General features: G+C 59.2%; 19 protein-coding genes. All 19 read right to left on the minus strand.

Features of this window, described 5'->3' with window-relative positions; all coding sequences use genetic code 11:
* Window positions 1-6 precede the first annotated feature (6 nt).
* Complete coding sequence (locus tag PZA18_RS12705) at window positions 7-762, minus strand: hypothetical protein (protein WP_284101220.1); 756 nt, start codon at window positions 760-762, stop codon at window positions 7-9.
* Window positions 763-903: 141 nt separating this feature from the next.
* Entirely contained in the window at window positions 904-1,776 is an 873-nt protein-coding gene (locus tag PZA18_RS12710) for a MipA/OmpV family protein (RefSeq protein WP_284101221.1), read from the minus strand.
* Window positions 1,777-2,088: 312 nt separating this feature from the next.
* Entirely contained in the window at window positions 2,089-2,526 is a 438-nt protein-coding gene (locus PZA18_RS12715) for an excinuclease ATPase subunit (RefSeq protein ID WP_284101222.1), read from the minus strand.
* Between the two features lie 57 nt (window positions 2,527-2,583).
* Window positions 2,584-3,819 (minus strand): beta-ketoacyl-ACP synthase, encoded by a 1,236-nt coding sequence (locus tag PZA18_RS12720; protein ID WP_284101223.1) that lies wholly within the window; start codon window positions 3,817-3,819, stop codon window positions 2,584-2,586.
* Complete coding sequence (gene fabG / locus PZA18_RS12725) at window positions 3,816-4,550, minus strand: 3-oxoacyl-ACP reductase FabG (RefSeq protein ID WP_284101224.1); 735 nt, start codon at window positions 4,548-4,550, stop codon at window positions 3,816-3,818. Before fabG ends, PZA18_RS12720 begins: the two co-directional genes overlap by 4 nt.
* Window positions 4,543-5,007 carry a hotdog family protein gene (locus PZA18_RS12730; RefSeq protein ID WP_284101225.1) on the minus strand — a complete coding sequence of 155 codons (465 nt, stop codon included), beginning with the start codon at window positions 5,005-5,007 and terminating at the stop codon, window positions 4,543-4,545. Before PZA18_RS12730 ends, fabG begins: the two co-directional genes overlap by 8 nt.
* Window positions 5,007-6,191: a beta-ketoacyl-ACP synthase gene (locus tag PZA18_RS12735; protein WP_284101226.1), complete on the minus strand. Its 1,185-nt coding sequence runs from the start codon at window positions 6,189-6,191 to the stop codon at window positions 5,007-5,009. Before PZA18_RS12735 ends, PZA18_RS12730 begins: the two co-directional genes overlap by 1 nt.
* 5 nt (window positions 6,192-6,196) lie before the next feature.
* Window positions 6,197-6,772 (minus strand): DUF3261 domain-containing protein, encoded by a 576-nt coding sequence (locus PZA18_RS12740; protein ID WP_284101227.1) that lies wholly within the window; start codon window positions 6,770-6,772, stop codon window positions 6,197-6,199.
* Window positions 6,760-7,986: an NAD(P)/FAD-dependent oxidoreductase gene (locus tag PZA18_RS12745; RefSeq protein WP_284101228.1), complete on the minus strand. Its 1,227-nt coding sequence runs from the start codon at window positions 7,984-7,986 to the stop codon at window positions 6,760-6,762. The genes PZA18_RS12740 and PZA18_RS12745 overlap by 13 nt, the downstream gene beginning before the upstream one ends.
* Before the next feature lie 30 nt (window positions 7,987-8,016).
* Window positions 8,017-8,334 carry a hypothetical protein gene (locus PZA18_RS12750; RefSeq protein WP_284101229.1) on the minus strand — a complete coding sequence of 106 codons (318 nt, stop codon included), beginning with the start codon at window positions 8,332-8,334 and terminating at the stop codon, window positions 8,017-8,019.
* Complete coding sequence (locus PZA18_RS12755; RefSeq protein ID WP_284101230.1) at window positions 8,331-10,697, minus strand: MMPL family transporter; 2,367 nt, start codon at window positions 10,695-10,697, stop codon at window positions 8,331-8,333. Before PZA18_RS12755 ends, PZA18_RS12750 begins: the two co-directional genes overlap by 4 nt.
* Window positions 10,690-11,301: a LolA family protein gene (locus tag PZA18_RS12760; protein ID WP_284101231.1), complete on the minus strand. Its 612-nt coding sequence runs from the start codon at window positions 11,299-11,301 to the stop codon at window positions 10,690-10,692. The genes PZA18_RS12755 and PZA18_RS12760 overlap by 8 nt, the downstream gene beginning before the upstream one ends.
* Entirely contained in the window at window positions 11,298-11,717 is a 420-nt protein-coding gene (locus tag PZA18_RS12765; RefSeq protein ID WP_284101232.1) for an acyl-CoA thioesterase, read from the minus strand. Before PZA18_RS12765 ends, PZA18_RS12760 begins: the two co-directional genes overlap by 4 nt.
* Window positions 11,707-13,257 (minus strand): HAL/PAL/TAL family ammonia-lyase, encoded by a 1,551-nt coding sequence (locus PZA18_RS12770; protein WP_284101233.1) that lies wholly within the window; start codon window positions 13,255-13,257, stop codon window positions 11,707-11,709. Before PZA18_RS12770 ends, PZA18_RS12765 begins: the two co-directional genes overlap by 11 nt.
* Window positions 13,232-14,188 carry an LpxL/LpxP family acyltransferase gene (locus PZA18_RS12775; protein ID WP_284101234.1) on the minus strand — a complete coding sequence of 319 codons (957 nt, stop codon included), beginning with the start codon at window positions 14,186-14,188 and terminating at the stop codon, window positions 13,232-13,234. Before PZA18_RS12775 ends, PZA18_RS12770 begins: the two co-directional genes overlap by 26 nt.
* Complete coding sequence (locus tag PZA18_RS12780) at window positions 14,185-14,922, minus strand: glycosyltransferase family 2 protein (RefSeq protein ID WP_284101235.1); 738 nt, start codon at window positions 14,920-14,922, stop codon at window positions 14,185-14,187. The genes PZA18_RS12775 and PZA18_RS12780 overlap by 4 nt, the downstream gene beginning before the upstream one ends.
* Entirely contained in the window at window positions 14,919-16,622 is a 1,704-nt protein-coding gene (locus PZA18_RS12785) for an acyl-CoA synthetase family protein (protein WP_284101236.1), read from the minus strand. Before PZA18_RS12785 ends, PZA18_RS12780 begins: the two co-directional genes overlap by 4 nt.
* Complete coding sequence (locus tag PZA18_RS12790; RefSeq protein ID WP_284101237.1) at window positions 16,615-17,157, minus strand: COG4648 family protein; 543 nt, start codon at window positions 17,155-17,157, stop codon at window positions 16,615-16,617. Before PZA18_RS12790 ends, PZA18_RS12785 begins: the two co-directional genes overlap by 8 nt.
* Before the next feature lie 4 nt (window positions 17,158-17,161).
* A complete protein-coding gene (locus tag PZA18_RS12795; RefSeq protein WP_284101238.1) occupies window positions 17,162-17,416 on the minus strand; it encodes an acyl carrier protein in 255 nt (84 codons plus the stop codon).
* Window positions 17,417-17,445 lie beyond the last annotated feature (29 nt).

The raw sequence follows: 17,445 nt of genomic DNA on the forward strand, positions 1-17,445 counted from the left end.
GTTGCGTTATTGCTTGCTACGCAGAAAGGCTTCGTGATTCGACAGGCGTTCGGTCTGGTCTTGCAGGACAAGTTGCAGACACTTGTCCAGCCGGGCCTGTAGCAGATCCAGCTGATTCAAGAACGACTGCTCGGCCGGACTATCTGCAGGCAGGTTATCGCCTGCTGTATCGAGCAAGGCCAGATAGTGCTGGCAGGCATCGGGCAGGTAGCGACTGACCAGTTGGCCCATGAAAAAACGCTCATCCATCGGCAGACTGGCCAATCTGGCTTCGTCGGTGAGCAGGGGTAGCAGACGGGCCAGTGATTCCTTCAGGTGCGTCAACGGTTGCAAAGCGGCTTCCGGCAGGCGCGGCGCAATATCGGCCAGATAGTGGTCTAGTTGGTGGGCGTCTGCCGGGTTGACGATGGGAGGGGCGGTTGGCGTGCTTGACGAAGCACGCGGCCATAAAAGCCAAGCGCCGCTGGCCAGCAAGGCGCCACCGAGTGCCAATACCGACCATGATCGCAACGCCAGACCGCCAATGGCGGCGGCGACCCCGCCGGCAAGGCAGATTGCGCCACCAATCAGCGCCTTGCCTTGTGCCCGGTGCGGCGGCGATGTCTGCAAGCTGCTGGCCAATGGTTTTCCAAGCAGATCACGTTGATTGGCGCGTAACAGGCGTTGTACGGCTTTGTCGCTAACGGGTTTCGGCGCGGTCGGGACGACCCGGCTGGGGCGTTTACTGGGGGGGCCGACCAGCCACTTGTTCTGTTGACTCATACCTGGGCTCTGTTGACGTTTCTTTTCCAGCCTTGCAGGGGGCGAAGGGAAGGAGTGTGGCGGTATCGCATCTCGGCATCTGGCCATGCCAGATGGGCATGGCCGCAGCCGAAGCTACGACAACGCCGAGTGTCGTGCCGCTTAATCGGAAAGCTTTACGCTCACTTGCTCGCTGGACTTGGCAAACACATAGGCAATGGCAATGCCGGCAGCGAAGCTCGTGTCTTTCTTGAGCAGAGGGCTGTCGTGATAGACCGCTCCCCGCATATTCTGGGCCCGTACAAATCCACCAAACCAGTAATTGCCGCTGCGTCGGGATAATGAGGCCGTGAATTGCAGGCCGCTGTAGCCGCCACCGGCTTCGTAAGCGGGGCGAGTGGTCGTGGCGTGAACCTGGTCTACCCCATAGTAATAAGTGTGATAGGCCCGGCTGCCAAACAGAGGGCCGGTGTTGATGCCCAGATTCCAGCCATTGCCGATGGCGTCGCGCACATCCAGATTCAGCGCTGGTGCGGCAACGGCGCCGATGGCGTGAACGTGCAGCCGGTCGGCAGCGTAGACCGCCCGTATTGGCAGGCGTAGATCCAGCCGGTTAGAAGCATCATCGCTTTTATAAAGATGCCAGCGAACTTCCGGGCCGAATTCAAACGTCGGATCAAGGTTGGGCATGCCTTGGCGGGCAGCACTCTCGTTGCTGCGAACCGGGGCAGACGCCGCAAGGCTCAGTTGTACTTCCAACCGGTCCGAATCAAACAGCTTGCCGCGCAGACCATTGCGATCAGCCTGGATCGTATCCCCGCGATAGACCAGATAGGGCACCGGCAGAACGTAACCTTTCTGCTTATCCGAGCCAGGGTAGTCAGCCATGCTCAGTAAGCCAACGCCCAGGCCAGCTTCCCAACGCGGCTGGGTGGTGACAGGCTCATCAGCCGCCATGGCCGGGCTGGATAACAACCCAAGACAGAGCAGGAGCGGGGCGGCACGAACAAGTAAGCAAGAGGGAGGTGTGGGCATGGTGTGGCCTGTGCTGCGAAGTGATGAAATGGCTATCGGGGGGCTGACTCAGGGTATTGGCGCCTCATCAATCATGCCGGGATGGGACGTGCTGCGGTTTGATTGCCGGATCGCGCTTTGCCGGAAAATGGCCCGGAACAAGGCGTAAAGCGCGCTGTATAGTCAGTTCTAGGCAAGCGTTCTGTAACGCAGAGCCAGGCCGTTCTTCGGTGAAACCCGGCGCGACCGGAAGTAAACGTCAACAAAGCCTGGCACCTTGCAATAGGCCACAATCTGACAAAATGCGATCCGCCAACAAAGCGTCAGCGTGGCTTAGTCGGCAATCTTGGCGTAAGTACCCTTCAGCGTAACACCGACTACGAAGCTGCCTGCGTGGCAGCGGAAGGTTTTGGGGTCTTTGGTTTCTTCTTTCCTGTAGTAGCTGACCATGTCGATGACCGCATTGGCCCCTTCGCGTTTAGCGGACTGCTGGAAGGCCGCCAATGCAGACAATGCCGCCCACTTGCAGCCGAATTCATCGCTTTTCCCAACCCCATTCGTCTTTTTGTTGGAGGTGTCGCTGCCGAATTTCTTGATGATTTTTGGCGTTTTAGCACCACTCAGAAAGAATTTAACCGAACCGTCGAGTTGGTCTTTGGCTTCCGGCATGGACAACACGTCTTCCAGCGGGATATCCAGCACAGTGTCGCGTGCCAGAGCAGGGGCAGACAAACCAAGGCTGATCAGACTGAGGACAAGCAGTTTCTTCACTTACATTCTCCTGGGTGGTTAATGGCTTTTTCAGAATCACGGGACTTTGCTGGGTGATTAATCCGGCCAACGGCGGAAAATCAACGACGTATTGATACCGCCAAATGCAAAGTTATTGCTCATGACAACATCGGTTTCAATCTGTCGGCCTGTGCCGGTGATGTAGTCCAGATCGCCGCAGCGCGGATCAACCGATTCCAGATTGAGCGTCGGCGCAAACCAGCCCGTTCGCATCATCTGTATCGACATCCAGGCTTCGAGTGAGCCGCAGGCGCCGAGTGTGTGGCCCATATAGCTTTTCAGCGAAGAGATGGCGACCTGATTGCCAAACACGCTATGCGTGGCCTGTGTCTCGGCGACATCGCCCTGATCGGTGGAGGTGCCATGGGCATTGACATAAACAATGTCGGAAGGCGCCAGCTTGGCGTCATCCAGGGCCAGCCGCATTGCGATCGCCATGGTGTCGGCATTGGGGTGGGTGACGTGCTGACCATCGCTATTGGTGCCAAAGCCGATGATCTCGGCGTAGATTCTGGCTCCCCGTGCCTTGGCGTGTTCGTACTCTTCGAGCACGAAAGTACAGGCACCTTCGCCCAATACCAGACCATCGCGATTAGCGTCGAAGGGTCGTGGCGTCAGCTCGGGGGATTCGTTGTGCTTGACGCTGGTGGCAAACAGTGTGTCGAACACGGCTGCCTCGGTAGCATCAAGCTCTTCGGCACCACCGGCCAGCATGGCCACCTGCCTGCCAGACTGGATCATTTCATAGGCATAGCCGATCCCTTGGCTGCTAGAAGTACAGGCGCTGGTGGTGGTGACAATGCGGCCGGTAATCCCGAAAAACACCCCGATATTGACGGCGGCGGTGTGCGCCATCATGCGGATATAAGTGGTCGCAGAAATTCCTTCTACGGTTTTTTCCACGATCATGCGGCCGAAGTCGCCCATATTGGCCGGGGTGCCGGAGCTTGAGCCGTAGGAAATGCCCATGCGTCCCGACTTGACCAGCGGGTCACCCAGCAGACCAGCATCGGCAAGTGCCACTTCGCTGGCGCGGGTGGCCATCAGTGCCACCCGGCCCATGCTGCGGGTGGCTTTGCGATTGTAGGCAGGCTGTGGGAGCTCGAAGGGGGCTGCAGGCACACCCACCAGGGTGTTCAGTCCTTCATAGATCTTCCAGTCTTCCATTACCTGTACAGCGTTACGGCATGACTTCAAGCGTGCTTCTACGGTTGCCCAGTCATGTCCGAGTGGGCTGATCGCGCCAATTCCAGTCACTACTACGCGCTTCATCCGATCATCCCTCCATTTACCGATATAACCTGCCGCGTGATATAGGCGGCGTCTTCACTCATCAAAAAACTGACTGTTGCGGCAACTTCTTCCGGCTTGCCCATGCGCCTGGACGGGATGATTTTCATCGCTTCTTCCAGGACATGCGGTTCGATCATCTCGGTGTCGATCAGGCCTGGTGCGACACAATTCACGGTGATTGCTCGGCTGGCCAACTCGACAGCCAGCGCTTTGGTCGCGCCGATGATGCCGGCCTTGGCTGCGCTGTAATTCACTTGCCCACGATTGCCCATCAGGCCGGACACCGAGGCCAGGGTGACAATGCGGCCGGGCTTGCGACGCCGCACCAGAGGCATCGTCAAGGGGTTGAGTACGTTGTAAAAGCTATCGAGGTTGGTATGGATGACAGCATCCCAATCCTCGGCAGGCATCGCGGGAAAAGCATTGTCACGGGCAATGCCGGCGTTGCAGACCACCCCGTAGTAGCAGCCGTGTGTTTCCACATCCTGCAGCAGCACTTCAGCGGTCTGCTGCCGTTCGGCGACATCGCACTGCAGGATGCGTGGCCGCATGCCACGCAAGGCTTCGATTTCATCGGCAACGGCGGTGGCTTCATCCAGCCGGCTGCGGCAGTGCAATACCGGCATATAGCCATCGCGCGCTAGACGCAAGGCGATGGCGCGGCCTATGCCACGGCTTGAACCGGTCACCAGGATCGTTGTGTCACTCATGGCGACCTCCTTGTAAAAATTGCTCAACATTGTCGGGCCGGAAGGCAGTGAGTGCTGCATTCGCCACCGGCTCGCCCTGGATGCAGATCGCGCATTCAAACTGGCTCAGGCCGTTGTCGGCCTGAAACTGCCTGTGTACTTCAATCTGCAGGGTTTCTCCGAGCAGAAAATGGGCGCGGTTGCACTCATAGCGCCGGGTGCCCAATAGAAATCCCACCTTGGGGGCTTCGCCCTGCTGTCGGCTCTGCCAGCCCGCCCACGCGGCGATGGCTTGAGCCATGTATTCAATTCCGACCCAGGCGCCGACTCCCGCACCATCAAAAAACAGGCTGTCCGGCCGTATGGTGACTTCGGCCAGCAAGCTAGCGTCATCGCCCTCCAGCGCGCGATCGAGCAGGCTCATTTTGCCGGCATGGGGGACGATGTCTGCAATCGGATAGCGAATGGCTCGACGCATCAAACTCTCCCCAGAATCAGGCTGGCGTTGCTGCCACCAAAGGCAAAGGAATTGCTTAAAGCGTAGTTCAGCGGGCGGCCGAGTGCTTTGCCGGCCGCTGCCACTTGCAGTGCCGGCAGCGCTGGATCGGCGATGCCGTCCCACCAGTGCGGGGGCAAGCGGCCTTCCGGGTTGTCGGTCAGCGCCAGCCAGCACAGCGCAGCTTCGAGCGCCCCGGCGCCGCCGAGAGTGTGACCGGTCAGTGGTTTGGTCGAACTGACCGGGGTAGTCGTACCAAACAGCTCGCGTACAGCCAGGCTCTCCATGGCATCGTTCTGTGGCGTAGCGGTGCCATGCAGGTTGATATAGTCAATGTCTGCTGCCTGTAGTCCAGCCCGTTGCAGGGCGGCGCGCATCGAGGCCAGGGCGCCACGACCGTCTGGGGCGGGAGCTGAGATGTGATGGGCATCCGATGATTCGCCCCAACCCGCCAGAACAACCGGCCCTGGTTCGCGGCTCATCAGGAAGAGAGCGCCACCTTCGCCGATATTGATGCCGCACCGGTTCAGGCTCAGCGGGTTGCAGCGCTCGGCGCTGACCGAGTCGAGTGCCGCAAAGCCGGATACAGTGAAGGCGCACAGGGCGTCCATGCCGCCCGTGATCACGGCATCACAAACGCCGGCCTTTAGCAGGCGGGCGGCACTGGCCAGGGATTTGGCGCTGGAGGAGCAGGCGGTCGAGACAACAATGGCAGGCCCCGCCAGATCCAGCAGGGTGGTCAGGGCCTGTGCGGCCGAGCCCATCTCCTGTTGGCCGATGTGGAAGTCCGGGCCGAGGCTGCCGGTATGATGATGCCGTGCAATCGCTTGCTCGCCTTCGCCGATGCCAGAGGTACTGGTCCCAAGCACAACGCCGACACGGTGGGCACCATAGCGTGCAATGGCGGCATCGACTGCCGGGCGGATCTGTGCGAGTGCCGTCAGCAACAGGGCGTTGTTGCGGCTGCGCAAGGCGGGTGGCAGCACAGCCAGACTGGCCAGCGGCCGGTCGATGGCTCCCAGATGCAGCGTCCGGCCCGGCAGGACTTGGCTATTGGGCTGCACGCCTTGTGGTGCGTCGGCATATAAGGCCTGTCGGCATTCGGCGATTCCTGCGCCCAGAGCACAGAGGATACCGAGTTCATTCAGATAAACGGGGCTATTCATGATGATTACTGTCCCGTTTGCGGGGTCGAGTCGATAGTCAAACGGTAGCCTTCCAGCAGGTTGTCGAGCTCTGCCCGACCCGCCCAGCGAGGTTCGGCCTGGTAAGTGATAGTCAGCAATGGCCGACCCTCAAATTGCAAGCTGCGCTGCCGGGCTGCATCCACGACACGCCAACCGGCAGGTAGTGCGGCATTCAGGCTGGATGCCGGCCAGTACACGAGCTGTACGTCGCGCAAAATGGTTTCAGCTTCCACTTCTGCCGGGAGCAGCGGATGGCGCTGGCTTGTCAGGGCATTGCCATTCCAGCTCAGGGTGAGGATGCGTTGCCCTAGAGCGAAACCTGCCAATTGGACGGTTTCGGTATCAATTTCCAGCTGGGCATCCAGGCTGCGCGGCATCCCGCCACGAGGCAGGCGGGCCTGGTCGCTGACTTTTTCGAGCGTCAACCTCTGCGCCAGGCTGACGTTGCTGCCAAAAGCCGAAGGCGCCAGCTGTAGACGCGGCAGGGCTGGTTGCGCCTGCGGAACGTTGACGCAAGCGCTCAGGCATAGCAGCAGAAGCAGGGCGGTTACACGGCGCACAGTTGCTCCAGAGTCTTCAGGCGACGCGGATCGGCCACATAGGGATTCTGTGTGTCCCAGGCATAGCCGGCCAGGATGGCCGCAATCATGCGACGCACTTCCGGGGATTGATTCTTGTGGAAGATCACATCCTGAAAGCCACCGCTATACCAGCTCTCAACGAATGAGCGGAAAGCATCGACACCGCCCTTGAGTGGGTCGGCATAGTCTTTCTGCCAATCCACGGTTTCACCGTTGAACTCGCGTTCAATGGCTGCGGCAGCCAGACTGGCAGACTTGAAGGCGATGGTGACGCCGCTGGAGAACACCGGATCAAGAAATTCGCCGGCATTGCCAAGCAAGGCATAGCCTTTACCCCATAGGGATTTGACGTTCGCCGCGTAGCCAACCAGCCGGCGCGCAGGGGTATCCCACACCGCGTCTTTCAGCAGATTGGCAAGTGTCGGGGTTTCGCTGATGATGGCCTGCAGTCTTTCAGTTTCGCTGCCGCTATAGCGTTCCAGAAACTCGGTACGGGCTACAACACCTTGTGAACAACGGCCATTCGAGAACGGGATGGTCCAGAACCAGACATCGACATGCTCGGGGTGGACGCTGACCAGAATCTTGTTACGGTCGAAGCTGCCCACGGGAATATTGTCCTGGATGTGGGTGAAGTAGGCACCGCGAACCGGAAAGGCCGATGGGGTTTCCAGATCCAGCAGCCGTGGCAGGATGCGGCCAAAGCCGCTGGCATCCAGCAGGAAGCGAGCGGTGACCTGATAGGTTCCGCCATCGGGTGACACAACATTGACCAGAGGACGTTCGCCCTGCACATCCACCGCAACCACCTGATGCTGAAAGCGGATTTCGGCCCCAGCCTTGATGGCGGCCTTGGCCAGGACGTGGTCGAAGTCGGCTCGTTGAACCTGATAGGTGGTACCCCAGCCCGGGCTGAATTTATCGCGGAAATCGAACGCAGTGGCTTTATCGCCTCGCTGAAAGGCTGCGCCATTTTTGTATTGAAAGCCCGCTTCAACCACATCTTGTAAAAAGCCGGCTGCTTCGATGTAGGCCATCGATTGCGGCAACAGGCTCTCGCCAATCGAGAAGCGCGGAAACTGTTCTTTTTCAATGACCAGCACTTGCCGGCCCTGCTTGCGAAGCAGGCCAGCAGCTACCGAACCCGAGGGGCCGGCACCGATGATGAGAATGTCGGCGTGTTCAATGCGCATTGCGTTCTCCTGACTTGAGGACTTGGCACTTCAGTGAATGACCTGGCTGGCACGCAAAATGCCGACAATACCAACCAGAATCCAGAAACTGTTCAACAGGGTGTAGGCCGGGTCTTTGCGCAGGGCCGAGCACCAGGCCAGCATGGCGGCGTCGATGGTGTTGAAGATCCATACGAACATGAACGGGCTATTCGGGCCCATCCAGCTGACCAGACTGAAACTGACGATGCGCATGATCACACCGATCATTTCAATGACGCGGATATTACGGAATATGAATTGATTGAGCTGACGCATGGTCACAACTAATAGATTTTGGGGGGGTGAGGCTGCCTGCAGTGGAGTCATGCGGCGTCCTTTCCTGTCGTCGAGGTGTTGGGCGGCATAAAGGCCGGGGTCAGTAGCCAGGCCAGACCAATGCCAAACAGCATGGTCAGGCCAAAGGCGCGCAGGGCCGGAGTGGCCGACAGCGCCAGCAGACCAAATGCCAGCAAGGTTGAGGCGGCTGCCAGGGTAATGGATAAAAACGGGCGGATCGCTTCGCGTTGCGGCTGTTCCAGCAAGAAAATGCCGTAATCGACACCCATGCCCAAAATCAGCAACAGCGCCAGCACGTTGAAAAGCTGCAAAGGCTGTCCGGCGAGCGAGAGCAATGCCAGGGTCAGGACACTGGCAAGGGCGGTCGGCGCAAGAGCCCGCCAGGCACGTTTACCAAAACGATAACTCAGGGCCATAAACACCAGCAGATAACTGATGGCAATGACCCAGGCCATCAGATGACGATAACGCGCCATGACGCTGGAGACTTCGCCGACTTTGTCCACCCAGTGGACCCCCTCAAGCTGAGCAGCTAGCGGGGCCAGTTTGGTCTGTTTCGTGGGGTGGTCCAGACCACGCAACACCAAGACACTGGCAAATCCCCCTTCCAGTGATCCCAACCATTGATGACGCAAGGGTTCGGACACGGGGGATGCCAGCCATTGGCGCGGGGTCAACGGGGCGGGTGTGTCTGCTACGGGTTGGGGCAGGTCTTCCCCAATCTGGCTGCGTATGTGCGACATGACGCCATTCGCGCCATAAACGACTTGCCGTATCAGTGCAGCGTCGGCTTCCTGTCGCGTTTCGGAGGGCAACCAGTCGGAAACGGCTTGATAGCCGCTGATCACACCTTGATTAACGAGCGGAATCAGCTTCGCTTTGAGCGCTTCTTCCCTTTGCAGCACTTCCTGTTCGGTGCGGCCTTGTATCAGATAGAACTGTGCCATGCCCGGCAGATCCAGCAATTTGCCGACGCGCAGCTGTTGGGCGATCAGGTCGGGCGGTGAGTTCTGGAGCAGGCGGATATCGTCGTTGGCCTGCAAGCGCATTCCCCCGGCCAGCAGGATGCCCAGAATCACCAGCACTACCAGTCCGCTGTATGCGTTTGCCTGAAATGTGGGCCAGAGGGCGCGACGACTGCCCAGCCAGGTTGAAAGGCGGGTGTAGGCCATTTCCCCCTTATCGAGGTAGGGAAACCACCAGAGTACGGTGACGAATGCCGCCAGCAAGCCGCTGGCTGAGAACACTGCAATCTGCCTTAAGCCTGGGAAGGGGGTGAGTGCCAGCAGGGCGTAGCCGATAACCGTTGTCAGCATCGCCAGCCCCATGACCGGCATCTGTTCGCGCAGCATGGCCCAGCGTTGCTCGGCGGGTCGTCCCAGCCGGCCACTGAAATAATTGGTGCCATAGTTTTCGGCGACACCCACCAAGCTGGCACCAAACACGAGCGTAATCAGGTGCAGGCCATCAAACAGCAGGCTGCATACGGAAATTGCAACCAGTAGGCCGACCCCGATCGACAAGGTTACCAGCAGGCGCGGCCGCAAGGCGCTGAAGGCGAACAGCGTGAGCACGACAATCCCGATCAACGAGCCGATGCCGATGGTATGCACTTCACGCTCGGCCTGCCGGGCCGCCGCAGCGGCGTGCAGGGGGATGCCGACAGTGAGGACTTCGATGCCTGCCCCAGTGGCCAGTGCTGCAGTCCGGGCGTGATCAAGCTGTGGCAGCAGGGCCTGCTGCGCGGCTATCGAGAAGGCCGATCCTTGTTGTTCCAGCATCAGGACTGCGTAGTGTCGCCCTTCTGCTTGCAGGGCCAAACGACCGTTATTCAGGCGGACTTTGCTTTCGCCGGCTCTGGCGGTCAGCCAGCTGCCGAACAGATTCAGTGGGTCATCCTGCCACTGGCCGAAGCGAGGCATGCCCATCGGCCGGTATAGCGCTTCAATGGCACGCTGTGCGAGTAGTGCGGGGGGCTGTTCGCGCAGGGCCTGTCTTTGCTCGCTGGTAAGCAGTTGCTGACGGTAAGGGGAGAAGAAGTTCAGCCATTGCTCGGAAGTGGCCTCACCAACCTGATAGCGCAGGCCTAGCGGCTGACCACTGGCGCGCAAGCTATTGGCGTAAGCATCCCCCGCTTTTTCTGCAGCCGGCCAATCATTGGCGCCTACCAGCACAACGATGCGCCGGGCGGCGGCATCCGCGAGGCGGCGTGTCGCATCCTGCACGGCAGGATTGCGCTCATCCTGCGGCAGCATCGCCAGCACATCGGTGTCGATCTTGATGTGCTGGCCCAACCATAGCCACAAGTTGTGGCCGACGATGGCCAGTACCAGCAACAGCCAGAACAGGGCAAGGCGTCGGGCCAAGCGGGAGGGGTGGAGCCTTTCAATCAAACCGGGTGGCCTCTTCGCGGCTTAGTTTGGCCGGTTCGCTGTTCTGGGCCGAGAAACGGATGCTGGTCTTGTCGCCATTGGTTTCGTCGATGTCGATGCGGCGCACATACTGGTCGCCTGTCAGTTCTACTTTGCTCATCAGTTTGGCCAAAGCGGCCTGGCGTGAGGTCAGTACCAGTTTCCAGGTCTTGGCATTCGCTTCCCCTTCGATCTTGAAGTGCTCGCCAAGCTTGCTGACATCGCCATTGAGCAGGGAGAACAGCAGGCCGTTGATCACACGGACGGATGGCTCTTTGCTGGCATTCAACTTGAAGGCGACGTCGTTGCCTTGGGTGGCGACGATTTCATCGCGTGTGAGTTTGAGTACGCTGGCGAAGGGTTCGCGTGTGCGCCAGACCACGCCACGCTCGTTCACCACCAGAAAATCACCGCGTGACAGCAAGGGTTTTTTGAAGCCGTTGACCTGCTTGCTTTGTTCAAATTCGCCGCGCAGCACTTCCGGCCGCAAGAGACGCTCTTTCACGCTACTGGCGATGTCGGCCGCCCAGGTGGAGGCGCTACCCACACTCAGCAGGCAGGCGAGAATCAGGGCTCTGTGCTTCATGCCGCGTCCACTCCCAGCTTTTGCCAGAGCACGGGGGGGCAGACGTAGAGCATCTCGCGACTGGCAATTTCAACGGCTACCTGAATCGTGTAGGCCTTGTTCAATTTCTGACCCGTGGCGGCATCGGTGATCAGGTAGTCGATCTTCAGGCGGTTTTCCCATTCGGTGATTTCTGCACGAATTCGCAGCTTCTGGCCAAAACTGGCTGGGCGTACATACTTGAGCCGCATATCGACGATTGGCCACGCGTAGCCGGATTCGCGCATTTGCGGGTAGTCGTAATCAAACTTCGAGAGCAGGGCGCAGCGCGCCAGTTCGAGGTATTTCACGTAATGACCGTGCCAGACAATATCCATCGGGTCGAGATCATGAAAGGCTGGGCTCAGCTCGATTTCCGCAAAAAAATCAGTCTTCATACAACCCCCATGCCTGGGTGCGAATGGCCACCAGCAAGGCTTGCAGATCCTGATCAAGCGCCCGGTCTTCCTGCACCAGCGCAATGCGATCTTCCAGGTCGGCCTGCATGGCCGCCAGAGGTTCTGGCAACGGGCGGCCGTCGATATGGTGGCGCAGGGTGATGGCCTGACGGGCTGCAATCAGCATGGCGGCCAGGACTTGCTCGGAGAGCTCCAATACGCGCAGGCAGTCACGTGCGGCGATCGTCCCCATGCTGACCTTGTCCTGGTTGTGGCATTCGGTTGAACGGCTGAAAACCGATGCGGGCATGGTTTGTTTGAGGGCTTCGGCTGTCCAGGCGGATACGCTGATCTGCAAGGCTTTGAGGCCGTGGTTGATCGCGGCGCGCGGGCCAGAGGCGCCGGACAGATTGCTGGGCAGGCCGTGGTTGAATCGGGCATCCACCAGCAAGGCCAGTTGGCGATCAAGCAGGTCTGCCACATTGGCCACTGCGTTTTTCAGACCATCCATTGCAAAGGCGATATGGCCGCCATAGAAATGTCCCCCATGCAGGACGCGTTCGCTATCCGGGTCGATGATGGGGTTGTCGTTGGCGCTATTCAGCTCGTTTTCGATCTGTGTGCGGAAGAAAGGCAGCGCGTCTTCCAGTACCCCAATGACATGAGGTGCGCAGCGCAGGGAATAACGGTCCTGCAATCTTTGTTCATTTCGACTGGGACGATCACTGGCGAGGTCATGGCGAATGCGGCGGGCAATGCGCTGCTGGCCGACATGAGGTTTGACCGCAAACAGGGTTTCGTCGAAATGATGCGCGTTGCCGGCGCTGGCAAACACATTCAGGGCGGTCAGGCGTGTTGCCAGACGGCACAGGTAGTCGGCACGTTCCCAGGCGAGGCAGGCCAGGGCGGTCATTACTGCAGTGCCATTCATGATGGCCAAACCTTCCTTGGGTCGCAGCTGCAAGGGGGTAATGCCCAATTCTGCGAAGACTTCCCCCGCATCGCGGCGCTGACCTTGATACATCACTTCCCGCTCACCGCAGAGCACAGCGGCGAGATAAGACAGTGGCGTCAGGTCACCACTTGCCCCAACCGAGCCCTCGGCCGGTATCAAGGGCAGGATGTCGTGTTGTAGCAGACGTTCGATTTGCTGTAGCAGGCCAACGCTTACGCCGGATACGCCCTGCGCCAGAGATGCCAGGCGGGTGGCAAGTACCGCTCGGGTTTCCTCTGCCGTCAACATGCGGCCGGCGCCACAGCCATGGTAGGTGTACAAATGGTGCGGGAGCTCTGCAACCAGAGCCGGGGGAATGGTGACGGTGCAGGAATCGCCGTAGCCGGTTGTGACGCCGTATACCACTCCGTCTTCCGCAAGCAGGCGGTCCAGAAAGTCGGCACCACGGCTGATGCGTGTTTGAAAGTCATCAGCCCTTGAGAGGTGGGCGACGGCAGACTTTCGGGCTAAGGCCGTGATGTCCTCAATGCGCAGTCGGCTGCCATCAAAAATAACGGTTTCAGGGTTTGGAGGCAGGTGTGGCATGGCTTTGGTCCCAGAAAGGGAAGAAGTTGAACCAGTCATAAGGTGAATCTTTCAGCAACTTGGTCAGGGCGTCGGCGTAGCGTTGTACATGCTCTGCAATCGCCGCCTCCCGTTGGCCGCGCGGTAATTTCACGCTGTCTGCGAGTCTTTCGAAGTGAATCAGGTATCCGTCTTTGTCGTGAATGCAGCCAAGTAGCCATACCGGGCATTTCAGCAAGGAGGCCAGTATCCAGGGCCCAACGGGAAACGGTGCCTGATGGCCAAGAAAGTTGGCGCTGACCGTCTGGCTGGCGAATACCGGCACACGGTCTCCGGCAATCGCCACAAACTCGCCAGCGGCAATTTTCTCGTTCAGCAGCACTGCCGTGGCTGGGCTGACTTCGGTTACTTCCAGCAGGTTGACGTCGTTATGGGGGTTGAGTCGTTTCAATAACCGGTTGAATTGCTCGGCATGGCGGGTGTGAACCAGAATGTTCAGCTTGAGTGCGCTGCGTTGCTCCGCTATGGCACGGCAAAGTTCCAGACAGCCGATGTGGGCGGTGACGATGATGCCGCCCTGTCCCTTGGCGGCGGCAGCGTAGATTTCTTCACGTTCTGGCCCGCTACGAACCCGGCTGAATTGGTACCGGCCCGACACGGCCAGCAGCTTGTCGAGCATCGTTTCGGCAAACAGGGAGATATGGCGCAGGCTGTCCCGTACGGTGGGCTGCTTGCCCAAAGCGTCGGTACTCGTTTGCAGGCGCTCAAGGTATTGCTGTGAGGCTTGCCGGACGACAGGCTTGCGCAGCCAGTGCATCAATACAACTGGATACAGGCAAAGCCGGAAAGGCCAGCGCCCAAGCAGGCGATGTATCCAGTACAGCAACCAGATCCCGAAGACGAAAGTGCTCTCGCCCATTTGCGCCCAGTGATTGACCTTTGGCGTGCTCATGGCCGTACCTTGTGCCACAGCAGGATGGGCAGGCGCAGCAACATGCCGGCAAACAGGCGGGCATGCATGCGGGAGATCAGCAGGTTATCGAGCCAGACCTTGAAGTGTGAAACCCCGTCTGCAGGATAGGTGACCCTGGTCGGCTGATTGACGATGCGCATGCCACGCCAGTAAAGGCGCACCAGAATTTCTGTGTCGAAATCCATGCGCTTGCCAATGTTGACCGAGTCGATCAAGGCAACGGTGGGGGCGAGGGGATAGATACGAAATCCACACATCGAGTCGCGAATGGCAAAGGAGAGGGTGTTGATCCAGACCCAGATGTGGGTAGCGTAGCGACCATACAGGCGACCCTTAGGCACGCTCTCGTCATAGATCGGACAACCACAGATCAATTGATCGGGTAGGGCGAGAGATTGTTGCAGAAAGGCGGGGATATCTGAGGTGTTGTGCTGGCCGTCTGCATCGATTTGCAGTGCATGGCTATAGCCTTGTCGCAGCGCTTCGCGCAAGCCCGCCATCATGGCGCCGCCTTTGCCCTGGTTGACGGGCAGTCTAAGCAAAGAAGTGCCTGAGGGGTCTTTGGCCGCAAGGGCATCCAGTACGCCAGCGCAGCCGGGTTCACTGCCATCATCGACCAGAATGCAGTGCAGGCCGTGCGATCGAACCGAGGCGACGACACTGCCGATTGCCCCACCGTGGTTGTAGACCGGGATCACCGCGCAGGTTTTCATGTCCGGTCTCCAAACAGAATGCGGCCACTGGCGTGGCTGCCTTGGTCAGACTGCAGCTTGAACGTCAGCATGCCGCGATCTGGCTTGAATGCAAGCTCCAGGGTGACTTTGGTACCTGGAGGAATGACCTGCTGGAATTTGATGGCTTCCATACCGAGAAATGAGCCAGGCAAAGGGAAAAGTTCCCGACCGAACAGGATGGCCAACTCTATCTGCGCCACGCCAGGCAGGATGGGAGCAATGGGGAAGTGGCCGTCGAAGTAGGGCAGTCCGGCTGAAATGTCGAGCTGCAGCCGCACCAACTCGTTTTCCTGATGAAGCAGGCGTGCTGACGGGCGTCGTGGGTCAAACAAAGCCTGGATGGCGTTGTCGCGGACTTTGCCCTGACTGTTTTGGGGTAAGGCCCAGACATAGCGCCAGCGTCGCGGCAGAACGCTGCTTTCGACCTCCGCCGCCAGAATCCGGCGCAGTGTCTGGTTAAGGCTACGTTTGCCTTCTGCGTCATGCAGCGCCCAGGCCTGTGGCGAAGGGACGGCCGCGACGGCCAATACGGTGCGATGGCCGGGTAGCAGGCACACGCGGGCTTCGTCGACCCAGCCGCTTGCTTGCAAAGCCTGCTCCAGGGCGCTAAGCGATACCCGTTTCTCTTCGATCTTGACAATGCGATCAGCGCGTCCGAGCAGTTCGAAGCCATCCGGGGTGGCACGTACCCGGTCAGATGTCTGGAACCAGCCAGTATCGGCAAGATGCGGTGAATTCACACTCAGCATGTCATCCGTAATGGCAAATTCGACATTGGGCAATGGTTGCCATTGGGTGGCGCCGTCTACCTGGCGCTGCCGCCAGGCGATGCCACCAGTTTCTGAGCTACCGTAGATTTCAATCGGTGCTTGCCCAAGTAGTTGGCGGCACTCCGGTAGTGCTTCTGCAGGCAGCGGGCCGCCGGATGAAAAAACCGCGCGCACATGCGATTTCCCGGTCGCCCACGGCAGGTTGTCCGGAAGCCGCTTCAGATGAGCTGGACTGGCAATCAGAACACACTGTTGATGGCTCGCTAGCGCTGCTGCGATGTCCTCTGGAAAGGCCAGGCGCTGTGCCGAAAAGGGCCTGCCAGAGGCCAGTGGCCAGAGGATGTGGAAGAGCAGGCCATAAATATGTTGATGCGATACGGTGGCCAGAATCTGGGATTCGCCGACAGTTGGATCGAAAAGCGATGCCAGGGCTTCGACTTCGTCAAATAGCTGCGACAGCTTTTTGGGGATCGCACTGGGTTCGCCGCTGGAGCCGGAGGTGTAGACCACCAGAGCTTCGGCTTGACGATCAAGTGTTGCCCATGTGGGCAAGTGCTCGGTAATTGAAGCGACGCTGGCGGCTTGCAAAGTCTCTGCGACGGGAAAGTCGCCGACAAATGCATCAACCCCAGTTGCCAGGCGCTGGCAGGTGGCGGGCAGGTTGTCGCCGGGCAGGTAGACGCATTTGCCTGCATGCCAAGCCGCCAATAAGGCGGCAGCAAAGTCGATGCTGTCTGCAAAATACATGGCAAAGCGCTGGCCTGGGCTCTGCAGAAAGGCGGTGTGCCAAGCGCTTATCAACTGCTCGAACTGATCGAAGTGGATCGCTTGATCGGCGCGGGTAGCGATCACGAAATGATCGGGGCGGCGCTGGTTGAGCAGCCTGTCCAGTGGCAAAAAATCAGACATGGTTGACCCTGGCACGAACGTGCTGGCGCACCAGCCATTCGGCGGCAAACAGACAGCCCATCAACAGGTAGGATAGCAACCCGTTGTAGAGCGCCCAGATGGCATCCGTGGCCCAGACTGCTGTCAGCAAGGCCACGCTGCCATTGAAAATGAAGAACCCGCACCAGACCTGGGTGACTCGGCGTGTATAGGCGATACCTGCAGGGGGTAGATCGGGTTCGCGCAGCCTTGCCAGCCGCTCGATGATGCTGGGCGGATGGCGCAAGCTGGTGGCAAAGACCGCCAACATGACAGCGTTGACCAGTACCGGGTACAGCTTTAAAGGGAAGGTCTGATTGCCGAAAGCGCTGACGCAGGCTAACAACAAGGCGCCTGCAGCAGAAATCAGCCATACCTTTTCACGAGTTGCCAGAGCGCGCACTATGGCCACCCCGGCCAGCAACAGCGCCAGCCAGCGTGGCTCGAATCTGCCCAGGCCGAAGTAGACCACTGCCGGGTAGGCGAGCGTCAGCACGGCGATGATCAGAGTGCGCATCCGCTCAGACGGCGGGATCGTTCATGAGTCCGTACAGGGCGTCTACAACGTCCTGCAAGGTGCGAACCGATTTGAAAGCATCCGGTTGCAGACGTTTGCCGGCAATCGGCTTGAGTTTGACGATTAAATCCACCGCATCAATGCTGTCGATGTCGAGATCTTCATACAGCCTGGATTCGGGCTTGATGCGGTCAGCGTCGATGTCGAAGGTTTCTTGCAGGATCGCACTCAGGCGATCAAACATTTCCTGTTTGGTCATGATCTTCCCCTGGCAGGTGAGGCAAAAAA

The sequence above is a fragment of the Parachitinimonas caeni genome, assembly GCF_030129945.1.
Classification (GTDB): Bacteria; Pseudomonadota; Gammaproteobacteria; order Burkholderiales; family Chitinimonadaceae; genus Parachitinimonas; species Parachitinimonas caeni.

What these genes read in the sequence shown, in the direction of transcription:
- PZA18_RS12785 (WP_284101236.1), bottom strand. Translation starts at nt 16,622, where the DNA reads ATGTCTGATTTTTTGCCACTGGACAGGCTGCTCAACCAGCGCCGCCCC.
- PZA18_RS12790 (WP_284101237.1), bottom strand. Translation starts at nt 17,157, where the DNA reads ATGCGCACTCTGATCATCGCCGTGCTGACGCTCGCCTACCCGGCAGTG.
- PZA18_RS12730 (WP_284101225.1), bottom strand. Translation starts at nt 5,007, where the DNA reads ATGCGTCGAGCCATTCGCTATCCGATTGCAGACATCGTCCCCCATGCC.
- PZA18_RS12745 (WP_284101228.1), bottom strand. Translation starts at nt 7,986, where the DNA reads ATGCGCATTGAACACGCCGACATTCTCATCATCGGTGCCGGCCCCTCG.
- PZA18_RS12735 (WP_284101226.1), bottom strand. Translation starts at nt 6,191, where the DNA reads ATGAATAGCCCCGTTTATCTGAATGAACTCGGTATCCTCTGTGCTCTG.
- PZA18_RS12795 (WP_284101238.1), bottom strand. Translation starts at nt 17,416, where the DNA reads ATGACCAAACAGGAAATGTTTGATCGCCTGAGTGCGATCCTGCAAGAA.
- PZA18_RS12770 (WP_284101233.1), bottom strand. Translation starts at nt 13,257, where the DNA reads ATGCCACACCTGCCTCCAAACCCTGAAACCGTTATTTTTGATGGCAGC.
- PZA18_RS12760 (WP_284101231.1), bottom strand. Translation starts at nt 11,301, where the DNA reads ATGAAGCACAGAGCCCTGATTCTCGCCTGCCTGCTGAGTGTGGGTAGC.
- PZA18_RS12720 (WP_284101223.1), bottom strand. Translation starts at nt 3,819, where the DNA reads ATGAAGCGCGTAGTAGTGACTGGAATTGGCGCGATCAGCCCACTCGGA.
- PZA18_RS12765 (WP_284101232.1), bottom strand. Translation starts at nt 11,717, where the DNA reads ATGAAGACTGATTTTTTTGCGGAAATCGAGCTGAGCCCAGCCTTTCAT.
- PZA18_RS12780 (WP_284101235.1), bottom strand. Translation starts at nt 14,922, where the DNA reads ATGAAAACCTGCGCGGTGATCCCGGTCTACAACCACGGTGGGGCAATC.
- fabG (WP_284101224.1), bottom strand. Translation starts at nt 4,550, where the DNA reads ATGAGTGACACAACGATCCTGGTGACCGGTTCAAGCCGTGGCATAGGC.
- PZA18_RS12705 (WP_284101220.1), bottom strand. Translation starts at nt 762, where the DNA reads ATGAGTCAACAGAACAAGTGGCTGGTCGGCCCCCCCAGTAAACGCCCC.
- PZA18_RS12710 (WP_284101221.1), bottom strand. Translation starts at nt 1,776, where the DNA reads ATGCCCACACCTCCCTCTTGCTTACTTGTTCGTGCCGCCCCGCTCCTG.
- PZA18_RS12750 (WP_284101229.1), bottom strand. Translation starts at nt 8,334, where the DNA reads ATGACTCCACTGCAGGCAGCCTCACCCCCCCAAAATCTATTAGTTGTG.
- PZA18_RS12775 (WP_284101234.1), bottom strand. Translation starts at nt 14,188, where the DNA reads ATGAGCACGCCAAAGGTCAATCACTGGGCGCAAATGGGCGAGAGCACT.